Below are 10,193 nucleotides of genomic sequence, written 5' to 3'. Positions count from 1 at the left end.
GCTCAACAGAGCGTCCTGCGCCATTGCCATTTCCTTCTGAGCCATCATCTTGCTTTCGCCGTCGGCCATGACGTCGATCATGGACTCGGTCTTCTCAAGTCCGGGACCACTGCAGCCGACCATCGCCATCTTTGCGGCGTTTGCGGGAACAACTGCAAGGGCAAATACAGCCATCACGGCCGCTCCGAGTAACTTCGTGCTCATGTTACTTTCCATTTTCTTGTAGCACAGATCCAGCATCATTGCCGGATTCTGCGCGCAATTGTTTCGCCGATCAGCCCTCAGTTCAGGAATGAATTCCGTGCGAGATAAATGTGATCGACGCTTCTCGCAGATCTCACATGCGCGTCTGTTCGGGGAATTGATTGGACGCCGTTGCGTGTATCGAGCCTGTGACTTTGCCGATTTGAGCGTTCGATGCTCATCTGCGGGGGTGCGGCGCAACGGCAGGCGTGGCTTTCTCGAGCTACAGTTGATTCCCGAACATTTGCGGATTGGCGATCAGGCTGCTCCTGGGAAACGCCCGAGCTTCATTTTCTAAAGAATATATCTTGATTCATTTTTAGCGATCGAGACGCATGCGAATCGCGCATGCTCCCCAAGGCGATATGGTTGCAAATCAAGAGATCGGGAGCCCTTGCGAAGCCCCATTCCGCCCCCATTCTAGGCACCGAATTCCCTCGATACCTGCACGAAACCCGTGATTTACCGGGGATTCCGCGATAATCTGACCTTGTCGACCGGTTTTGAGGCGACCCTGCCGAAAGCTTAATCCGACGTTATCAGAGTTATGCGCACAGTGAGTAGCTGCATCGCACCATTAATGCTTCTGCGCTGCAGCATTATCCTCTATGTTCATTTCAACGATGAGGCTTCGCCAAGAGCTGAATCGAACTTAAGGAGACTACAATGCTGCTCTCGCTCTTCCGTATGATCCAGGCGTTCCGCGACTACCAGCGCAATGTCAATGAGCTGTCCCAGCTCAGCGATCGCGAGCTCGCCGATATCGGCCTTGACCGTTCCGACATTCCGCGCGTCGCGGCCGGCAACTACAACGGCTGAGCCGTTCTGGTCGGCTGACTCCACGGACAACGCCCGCCTCGCCGCGGGCGTTCGGATATTTGGCGCTTCAAGTCGCGCCGACTTAAGGTGCGCATCGCCAAAAAACGCGCTAACCCTGCGCCCATGAGCGCAAGCCAATCGTCTTCTTCCGAATCCATCCATATCATCGGCGCCGGTCTGGCCGGCTCGGAGGCAGCCTGGCAGGTTGCGCAGGCCGGCGTCCGCGTCGTCTTGCATGAGATGCGTCCGGTCCGAATGACCGAAGCGCACCAGACCTCCGGACTTGCCGAGCTCGTGTGCTCCAACTCCTTTCGTTCGGACGATGCCGCCAACAATGCCGTGGGCTTGCTGCATGCCGAGATGCGCCGGCTCGGGTCGCTGATCATGCGGGCGGCCGATGCCAACCAGGTGCCGGCCGGCGGCGCACTGGCAGTCGACCGCGAGGGTTTTTCCGCGGCAGTCACCGAGGCGATCCACGACCATCCCGGGATCGAAATCCGCCGCGACGAGATTGCTGGCCTGCCGTCGTCCGACTGGCGCAATGTCATCGTCGCGACCGGCCCCCTGACTTCGCAGCCGCTGGCAAAGGCTATCCGCGCCCTGACCGACGAGAACGCGCTCGCCTTCTTCGACGCGATCGCGCCGATCGTGCATCGCGAGACCATCGACATGTCGGTGGCGTGGTTTCAGTCGCGCTACGACAAGGTCGGTCCCGGCGGCACCGGGGCCGACTACATAAATTGCCCCATGACAAAACAGCAGTACGACACCTTCGTCGATGCGCTGTTGGCCGGGGAGAAGACCGAGTTTCGGGACTGGGAGGCCAATACGCCCTATTTCGACGGCTGCCTGCCGATCGAGGTGATGGCCGAGCGCGGCCGCGAGACGCTGCGGCATGGACCGATGAAGCCGGTGGGGCTCACCAACGCCCACGATCCAACCGTCAAACCCTATGCCATTGTGCAGCTACGGCAAGACAACCGGCTCGGCTCGCTCTACAACATGGTCGGATTCCAGACCAAGCTGAAATACGGCGCGCAACAGCGGATCTTCCGCACCATTCCCGGACTTGAGAAGGCGGAATTCGCACGCCTCGGCGGCCTGCACCGCAACACCTTTCTGAATTCGCCAAAGCTCCTGGACGGTCAGTTGCGGCTGCGCGCGGCGCCGCGGCTTCGTTTTGCCGGCCAGATGACCGGCTGCGAGGGCTACGTGGAATCCGCCAGCATTGGATTGATGACCGGTCTGTATGCCGCCGCCGACGCGCGGGGCCTCGAGCTCGTCCCGCCGCCCGCGACCACCGCGCTCGGAGCGCTGCTTGGCCACATCACCGGCGGTCATATCGAAACCATCGAGCCGGGCAGCCGCTCGTTTCAGCCGATGAACATCAATTTCGGGCTGTTTCCGCCGCTAGCGAACCCGCCGACCAGGAAGCCCGACGGCACGCGGCTGCGCGGCAACGAAAAGACGGTGGCAAAGAAGCAGGCGATCAGCGCGCGGGCGCTGTCCGATCTCGATCGCTGGATCGCCGATCATCTGCGCGTCCCGGCCGCAGCGTGAGCAACCCATGAATTTGCCCAAGGACGACGCCGAAGTGCTGTCGGCGCGCTGGATCGAAGGCGTGCTGCTCAAGCGCGACGTGTTTTCAACCGTCGAGCGCGGGCGTTTCCGCGCTGACGGCGGCGACGCCGAAGCCGTATTGCGCCGGCTCGACGAGGTGCCGTGGTGGTCCTTCATCCCCGCCCGCCATCTGTTCGCGCGCGAACGAAAGGCGCTGGCATTGGCCAAGGGCCTGCAAGTCGGTCCCGAGCTGCTCTGGGCCGGGCGACGCGCGCTGGTGCGCGGCTTCATCGACGGCGTCGCGCTGCATCTGGCCAAGCCTCATGGCGATCTCGCCTATTTCCGTTCGGCCAAACGCGCGCTGCATCGTCTGCACCGCGCCGGCATCTGCCACAATGATCTCGCCAAGGAGCAGAATTGGCTGCGGGGCAGCAACGGCTGTTGCTATCTGACCGACTTTCAGCTCGCCGCCTGCTTCAGGACACGGAGCCGGCTGTTTCGCATCGCCGCCTATGAGGATCTCCGCCACCTGCTGAAGCACAAGCGCAGCTACGCGCCGCAGGCGTTGACGCCGAAGGAACGCAAAATCCTGGCGCGCAAATCCCTGGTCGCAAGCCTCTGGCTGATGACCGGCAAGAAGGTCTATCGCGCCATCACGCGCGGCCTGTTCAATTTTACCGATCGCGAGGGCGGCGGCCGGCGGCTGGTCAACGACGCGCCGGTGCTGGCCGATCTCATCCGCAGACATCCGGATGTTCGCGATACCGCGATCGTCGCATTCGCCGACCGCCGCACCGGGGTCGGACTTTATGCGTTTGTGGAGGCCGACAAATCCGGGCTGGAAGCAGAGTTGCGCAGCGAACTCGCCACCGCCAAGGGGCCAAAGCCGCCCGAGCATATCCAGGTGGTGCAGGCCTTGCCGCGCGACGCCAGCGGCAAGCCCCGTACCGAAATCCTGCAGCTCGTAGCCATGAACCAGCTCGATCTGATCGCGCCGATGATGGCCAACGAGACCGATCGTGCGTTCCTGAAGGATATTCTGGAGCAGCGCAAGAATCTCCGCGACCGGTTCAATTTCGAGGCGGGTGATTTGAAGCTGCCGTCGTCAAACCAGGCGTGAATGTCGTCCCGGGCGAATGCTGCATCGGGGCCATCCCGGCATCAGTCGCGATCGCGAAACCGCCTTGAGCGCGACGCCCGCCACAGCGTCCACAGGATCGATAGCCGCGACATCGCTTGAAGCCCGAACAGATCGGCATCCGCGCGCGTCATTCGCGCCAGTTCGCGGCGAACCAGCGCCAGAGGCAGGAAGACCGGCCTGACCTCGGCGGGAACGGTTGCCAACAGATCGAATGCCGCATCGAGATGCCGCATCGCCTCTCCGATCATCTGGTCGATCGCCGCGCGCAGCCTTGGCGTCTGCTTGCCGGCAAACACCTCCTCGATCGCACTGCCCTGGCTTTCGAGCAGCTGTTGCGGCAGGAACAATTGCCGGCGCGAGGCGTCGCGCGGCAACGAGGCCAGCACCTGCGCAAACCCCTGGGCGAGGCCAGCGTGGCGCGCCAGATGTTCAGCCTCTTCCGATGGGGGAGCGGCAATTCGCGCGGCCAGCGCCAACAGCGCCGACGACGTGTCGGTGACGTAGCCTTCGAGCGCCGCCAGCGTCGGCATCGGGTCGTTGTAGAGATCGAACTGATGCTCCTCGATCAGGCGCGACAACGGCTCGACCGGAAGCCGAAAGTCGCGGACCGCAAGCCGCAATTCCGAGGCGACCGGGTTGCCCTGGACGCCACCCTGGTCGCCACCATCGTCTCGGTCCGCTAAATCCTGGTCCGAGAGGTCTTGGTCCGAGAGATTTTGGCCCGCGAAGTCGTCCCCCGCGAGCATGTCGGTCCACCATTGCAGCCTTATTTCACCGGGCAGCGGCTGACTGACCTGATCGCGCACTCGGGAAATCTCGACATTGAACGCGTAGAGCGCAAGCAGCGCGCGCCGTTGTTCAGCCGAAACGAACAGCGTCGAGGCGTAGCGGGGAAAGTCGTGGCTGCGCACCAGATCGGCGCAGAACGCGGCGGCATCCCTGCTGCCGGCAACGGCGTTCATGGCACCGCAATCAGCGCCGCTGCCACACGGCGCCGCTCGCCGATCATGACGTTATAGGTGCGGATCGCGGGTCCCGTCTGCATCGTATCGAGCACCACGCGCACAGCGCGCAGTGCCTCACGGAGCTCTCGCGGCGCGAGCCACACGTCAAGGCCGGTCCCGACGATGAGCGTGTCGATGCCGTTCGCGGACGCGAACACCCGCCGCAGCGAATATCTGTCGATCTGTTCCGGTTTGATGACCTCCCAGGCCCAGACCGCATCGGGCAGGCACAACAACGAGCCGCGATGCGACATGCCGGCAAAGGCGAAACCGCCCTTGCCATAGGCATCGATCGGCGCCGATCTCGGAAAATGCGGGGCGTCCTGGTTGCTGGCCATTATCTCGTCCAAAACCTGACTTCCCGGAGGCGGATTTCAACCCACAGGCATGCATGCCGGTCGGAGTCTGGTCTATTTCTTCGCCGGCGTATCCGGTTTCTTCGCCGGCGTGTCCGGCTTCTTCGCCGCCGTGTCCGGCTTCTTCGCGGGAGTCTCCGGTGTATCGGCTCGGTGGTTGCCGACGCCGAGATAGATCAGGATCGGCGCCGCAATGAAGATCGATGTATAGGTGCCGACCAGCACCACGCCGAACATCATCACCGCGGTGAAGCTGTGGATCGCCGGGCCGCCGAACAGCAGCAGTGCGAGCAGCGCGAGAGAGACCGTGAGGTGCGTGACGATCGAGCGCGACAGCGTCGAGTTGATCGACTCGTTCAGGAGTTGCGGCATCGGCATTTTCTTATAGCGCCGCAGCATTTCCCGGATGCGGTCATAGATGACGACCGTATCGTTCAGCGAGTAGCCGAGGATGGTCAGCAGCGCGGCGATGCTGGTGAGATCGAAATCGACCTGCGATATCGACATGAAACCAACCGTCAGCACGATATCGTGGACGTTGGCGATCATGGCGCCGAGCGCGAACTGCCACTCGAACCGGAACCAGAGATAGATCAGGATCGCCATGATCGCGAGCATCAGTCCGAGCATGCCGTAGGCCAACAGCTCGCCTGACACGCGCGGGCCCACCACCTCGACGCGACGATAGTCGACCGCATCGCCGAGCGCGCCGCGGACCTTCGTCACAGCCACCTGCTGCGCGGCATCACCGCCCGGCTGCTCCTGGACGCGGATCAAGACCTCGTCCGGTCCGCCGAACTGCTGCAACTGCACATCGCCGAGACCCAGCGCGTTCAGACTCTTGCGCATGCCGGCGATATCGGCGGTGCCGGATTTGGCGCGGACTTCCAGCAGCGTGCCGCCCTTGAAGTCGATGCCGAAGTTCAGCCCGTGGGTGAAGAACAGCGTGATGGCGAGGATCGACAGCGTCGCCGAGATCGGAAACGAGATCCGGCGGAACTGGGTGAAATCAAAATGCGTGTTGTCAGGGACAATGCGCAGCGAGGGCAGAATCCCGAGCACGCTGACCACGGTCAGCACGGCAATCAGGATACCAAGCCCGATGAGAACGAAATGAGTCACGTCAGGCTCCGCATTAGATCGGCACGCTTTGCGGCCGTTTCCACCGCACCCAGCCAGCCACGATCAGGCGGGTCAGGGTGAAGGCGGTGAAGACCGTGGTGATGATGCCGAGACCGAGCGTGACGGCAAATCCCCGCACCGGTCCGGTACCAATGTAAAAGAGCACGGCGGCGGCGATGAAAGTCGTGATGTTGGAGTCGAGGATCGTCGACAGCGCGCGCTTGAAGCCGGCATCGATCGCGGAAATCGCGTTGCGGCCGCCACGCAATTCCTCGCGGATGCGTTCATAGATCAGGACGTTGGAGTCGACTGCGATGCCGACCGTGAGGACGATGCCGGCGATGCCAGGCAGCGTCAGCGTCGCGTTGAGCAGCGACAGCAGGCCGAAGATCATCGCCACGTTGATCGCGACCGCGATGTTGGCGAACACGCCGAACAGCCGGTAGGTCAAGAGCATGAACACGATCACCATGATGGCGCCGACATAGGCCGCAAGCTCGCCCTTCTCGATCGAGTCCTGTCCGAGGCCCGGGCCGACGGTACGCTCCTCGATCACCGTCAACGGCGCCGGCAGTGCGCCGGCGCGCAACAGAATCGCGAGATCATTGGCCGACTGCACGGTAAAACTGCCCGAGATCTGACCGGAGCCGCCGGTGATCGGTTCACGGATCACGGGTGCGGAAATCACCTGATTGTCCAGCACGATGGCAAACGGCTGGCCAACATTCTCGGAGGTGGCCTGCGCGAACTTGCGCGATCCGTTCGAGTTGAAGCGGAAGTTGACGACCGGTTCGCCCGAGCGCGGATCGAATCCGGCCTGCGCGTCGTTCAGGTCGCCGCCGGAGACCAGCACCTGCTTCTTGACGACATAGGGCACCTTCGGGCTGCTCGCGCTCATCAGGACTTCCGAATCCGGCGGCACATTGCCCTGCAGCGCCTGATCCGCCGGCACGGAGGTGTCGACCATGCGGAATTCCATCTTCGCGGTCCTGCCAAGCAGGGCCTTCAACCGCGTCGGATCCTGCAGGCCCGGCACCTGCACCAGGATTCGATCGGTGCCCTGGCGCTGGATCAACGGCTCGACCGTGCCCAGCTGGTTGACGCGGCGCTCCACGATCTGCATCGACTGATCGATGGTCTGGCGGATGCGCTCGGTGATGGCCGCCTCGGGAACGGTGAGCCGGATCAGGCCGCCGCCGGCATCGCTGACCTGCAGGCTGCGCTGGCCGCTGGAGCCCAACAGGCCGGTGAGCGGTTGCGACAGGTCGCGCAGCTTGCCGAGCGCGTTCTGCAGATCGGCTTCCTTGACGTGGACCTCGACATTATCGGCATGGGAGGCAAGGCCGGTATAGGGGATCTTGGCCTCGCGCAGGACGCGGCGCACGTCGTCGCGGACCTGGTCGAGTTTCTCCTTCTTGACGTAGTTGGAATCGACCTCGAGCAGCAAATAGGAACCGCCCTGCAGGTCGAGGCCGAGCACCAAGCGGCGCTGCGCCCACAGCGGCCAGCCTTTCACGGTAGCCTCGGGAAAGAAATTCGGCACGGCGCACAGGCACACCACCAGCGCCGTCAGGATGATGCCGAGCGCCTTCCACCGTGTGAAATACAACATCGAATTGACTCGTCAGATTGGAGGTGCGACGCGCCCGAAAGCGCGCGCGGAAAAGCTCAGCCGGCTGACGTCTCGTCCTTGGCGGGCTCGCTCTTTTCCTTTGCCGGTTCGCCTTTGGCGCGCACGCCCTGGATCATCTGGCGCATCTGCCGGACGCGCACGCCATCGGAGATTTCGAATTCGATCTGGTCGTCGTCGACCACTTTTGTCACCTTGCCGACCAGGCCGCCCGTGGTCACCACCGTATCACCGCGGCGGATGTTCTTCACGAGCTCGGCGTGGTCTTTGACCTTCTTCTGCTGCGGCCGCAGGATCAGGAAATACATGATCACGAATATCAGCGCGAACGGCAGAAGCGACATCAACATGCTGTTGGTGTCGCCGCCGGCCGCGGCCTGGGCATACGCAGGTGTGATCAGCATCAGGACAATCCTCGTGAGACGGGAATGAACCGGCAAGGCCCTCCCGATGGGGCCGGTTCGGGGCAAATTCGCGCGGAATATAGCGGCCGCGGTCCCAATTGCAATGCGGCCCACGCTCTCATTTGGCGCAGCTTGCGGGACCGCGCAATGCCCGATAAGGCTGCGCCGTCAGGAACTTGGACATGTCGAGAAGCCCCCGCAAAACCGCATCCCGCGCCTCAACGCGAAAGTCCGTCAAAGTCGCGGCAAAACGCCCCAAAGCGCTGCCAGTCGACGATACGCCGGCACGAATCGTCCGCGCGCTCGAAACCATCGCAGCGCACCTCGCCGCAAGCGCGCCTGTGGCCGCAACGCCGCAGTCGTTCGCCAATGCCGACGCCTTCGTCTGGCACCCCAACGGAAGGCTTGCCGAAGTGCCCCGCGTCAGCCGCGTCGATCTCGACCTGCTCAAGGGTATCGAGCGGATGCGCGACATCCTGATCGAGAATACCGAACGGTTCGCCGACGGCCTGCCCGCCAACAACGCGCTGCTGTGGGGCGCACGGGGCATGGGCAAATCGTCGCTGGTGAAGGCCGCGCATGCCAACATCAACCTGAACCGCAGGCCGGCCGATCGGCTGAAGCTGATCGAGATTCACCGCGAGGATATCGAAAGCCTGCCGGCGCTGATGGATCTGCTGCGGGCGTCCGCGTACCGCTTCATCGTGTTCTGCGACGACCTGTCCTTCGACGGCAACGACGCCTCCTACAAGTCGCTGAAAGCGGTACTGGAAGGCGGCATCGAGGGCCGCCCCGAGAACGTGGTCCTCTACGCAACCTCAAACCGCAGGCATCTATTGGCGCGCGAGATGATCGAGAACGAGCGTTCCACCGCGATCAACCCGGGAGAGGCGGTCGAGGAGAAAGTGTCGCTGTCGGATCGTTTCGGACTCTGGCTTGGCTTCCACCGCTGCAGCCAGGACGAATATCTGGCCATGGTGAAGGGCTATTGCGCGCATTTCGGCATTACGCTCGCCGACGAGGAGCTGGAGCATGAGGCACTGGAATGGTCGGCTACGCGCGGCTCGCGCTCCGGCCGCGTCGCCTGGCAGTTCACGCAGGAATTGGTGGGACGGCTCGGGGTGCGCTTGAGCGGGAACTAGACGATCGATTCCATGACATCGATGATGTAGATGGGTAGAGCGGTCAGATCGGACCCTCGTCCGATTCTCGCCGCGAAACCCATCGCCGCGCGGCGAAATGATGGGTTTCGCAAGTGCTCTACCCATTCCACTGCTTCGTTTCACATGATCAGAACTTCGGAAACGACGGACTAGCAGCAATGGACGCTGCCATTTGCCCGCGAAGCGAACGCGGGAATTCCCATGCTCCGCGGCGCCGCTCTCAAAACCTATCGCCCGCCGGGCGATGACAGCGTGGGTTTCGAGCTCGTGGAGCGTCAGGCCCCGTTGAGGAATTGAAGCGGGTCAACCGGGGTAGATCCCTTGCGGATCTCGAAATGCAGCTGTGGCGACGCGACCTCGCCGGACTGACCCGATTTGGCAATCACCTGACCGCGCTTGATGGTGTCCCCGCGCTTCACCAAAAGCTCACTCGCATGGGCATATGCGGTGACGTAGCCATTGGCGTGCCGTATCAGGACCAGATTGCCGTAGCCCTTCAGTTCATTGCCGGCATAGGCAACTACGCCGTCCTCGGCCGCCTTGACCGGGGTGCCTTCGGGCACCGCGAGGTTGATGCCGTCGTTGGATTTGCCATTGGTCTTGGCGCCGTAGCTCGTGATCACCTTGCCGCGCACCGGCCAGCGGAAAGTCGGCAGCGCGCCGGTGGCTTCAGCAGCCTTGACCGGGGTTTCGGTTGCGGTCTCTTCCGCTGCAGGGCTGGCCTGAGCGAGCCGCGCGCTTTGCTGCGCGC

At 63.0% G+C, this 10,193-nt stretch carries 10 protein-coding genes and 1 pseudogene; 4 read left to right on the top strand and 7 right to left on the bottom strand.

Going from position 1 to position 10,193, the window contains the following annotated elements; translation table 11 throughout:
• Nucleotides 1-243 (bottom strand): annotated as a pseudogene (locus WCB02_RS15100) (hypothetical protein); the annotation flags it as partial.
• A gap of 666 nt (nucleotides 244-909) precedes the next feature.
• Here WCB02_RS15100 and WCB02_RS15095 point away from each other — a divergent pair.
• The 3 genes from WCB02_RS15095 (at nucleotide 910) to WCB02_RS15085 (ending at nucleotide 3,742) form a co-directional block, all read left to right on the top strand.
• Nucleotides 910-1,062, top strand: a complete 153-nt coding sequence (locus WCB02_RS15095) for a DUF1127 domain-containing protein (protein ID WP_423959082.1) — start codon at nucleotides 910-912, stop codon at nucleotides 1,060-1,062.
• 123 nt (nucleotides 1,063-1,185) lie between these two features.
• A complete protein-coding gene (gene trmFO, locus WCB02_RS15090; RefSeq protein WP_423959080.1) occupies nucleotides 1,186-2,622 on the top strand; it encodes a methylenetetrahydrofolate--tRNA-(uracil(54)-C(5))-methyltransferase (FADH(2)-oxidizing) TrmFO in 1,437 nt (478 codons plus the stop codon).
• A 7-nt stretch (nucleotides 2,623-2,629) separates the two neighbouring features.
• Nucleotides 2,630-3,742, top strand: coding sequence for an AMP-binding enzyme (locus WCB02_RS15085; RefSeq protein WP_423959078.1), 1,113 nt, complete (start codon nucleotides 2,630-2,632; stop codon nucleotides 3,740-3,742).
• 41 nt (nucleotides 3,743-3,783) lie between these two features.
• On the opposite strand, the gene WCB02_RS15080 is transcribed toward WCB02_RS15085, so the two are convergent.
• The 5 genes from WCB02_RS15080 to yajC form a co-directional block, all read right to left on the bottom strand.
• Nucleotides 3,784-4,725 carry a phytoene/squalene synthase family protein gene (locus WCB02_RS15080; RefSeq protein WP_423959076.1) on the bottom strand — a complete coding sequence of 314 codons (942 nt, stop codon included), beginning with the start codon at nucleotides 4,723-4,725 and terminating at the stop codon, nucleotides 3,784-3,786.
• Nucleotides 4,722-5,105 (bottom strand): Mth938-like domain-containing protein, encoded by a 384-nt coding sequence (locus WCB02_RS15075; protein ID WP_423959075.1) that lies wholly within the window; start codon nucleotides 5,103-5,105, stop codon nucleotides 4,722-4,724. Before WCB02_RS15075 ends, WCB02_RS15080 begins: the two co-directional genes overlap by 4 nt.
• Nucleotides 5,106-5,177: 72 nt before the next feature.
• Entirely contained in the window at nucleotides 5,178-6,245 is a 1,068-nt protein-coding gene (gene secF, locus WCB02_RS15070; protein WP_423959073.1) for a protein translocase subunit SecF, read from the bottom strand.
• Nucleotides 6,246-6,258: 13 nt separating this feature from the next.
• The gene (gene secD / locus WCB02_RS15065; RefSeq protein ID WP_423959071.1) at nucleotides 6,259-7,857 is read right to left on the bottom strand and encodes a protein translocase subunit SecD; all 1,599 of its coding nucleotides are present in this window, start codon (nucleotides 7,855-7,857) and stop codon (nucleotides 6,259-6,261) included.
• A 56-nt stretch (nucleotides 7,858-7,913) separates the two neighbouring features.
• The gene (gene yajC, locus WCB02_RS15060; protein ID WP_423959069.1) at nucleotides 7,914-8,279 is read right to left on the bottom strand and encodes a preprotein translocase subunit YajC; all 366 of its coding nucleotides are present in this window, start codon (nucleotides 8,277-8,279) and stop codon (nucleotides 7,914-7,916) included.
• A 182-nt stretch (nucleotides 8,280-8,461) separates the two neighbouring features.
• Between yajC and WCB02_RS15055 the strand changes: the two genes are divergently transcribed.
• Nucleotides 8,462-9,421 carry an ATP-binding protein gene (locus WCB02_RS15055; RefSeq protein ID WP_423959067.1) on the top strand — a complete coding sequence of 320 codons (960 nt, stop codon included), beginning with the start codon at nucleotides 8,462-8,464 and terminating at the stop codon, nucleotides 9,419-9,421.
• A 296-nt stretch (nucleotides 9,422-9,717) separates the two neighbouring features.
• Here the strand turns inward: WCB02_RS15055 and WCB02_RS15050 are convergent.
• On the bottom strand, nucleotides 9,718-10,193 hold a 476-nt coding region (locus tag WCB02_RS15050), incomplete at its 5' end, for a M23 family metallopeptidase (protein ID WP_423959065.1).

The organism is Bradyrhizobium sp., from assembly GCF_049581145.1.
Taxonomy (GTDB): domain Bacteria; phylum Pseudomonadota; class Alphaproteobacteria; order Rhizobiales; family Xanthobacteraceae; genus Bradyrhizobium.
The sequence above is the reverse complement of the archived record's forward strand: the minus strand, read 5'-3'. Positions and strand labels throughout refer to the sequence as shown.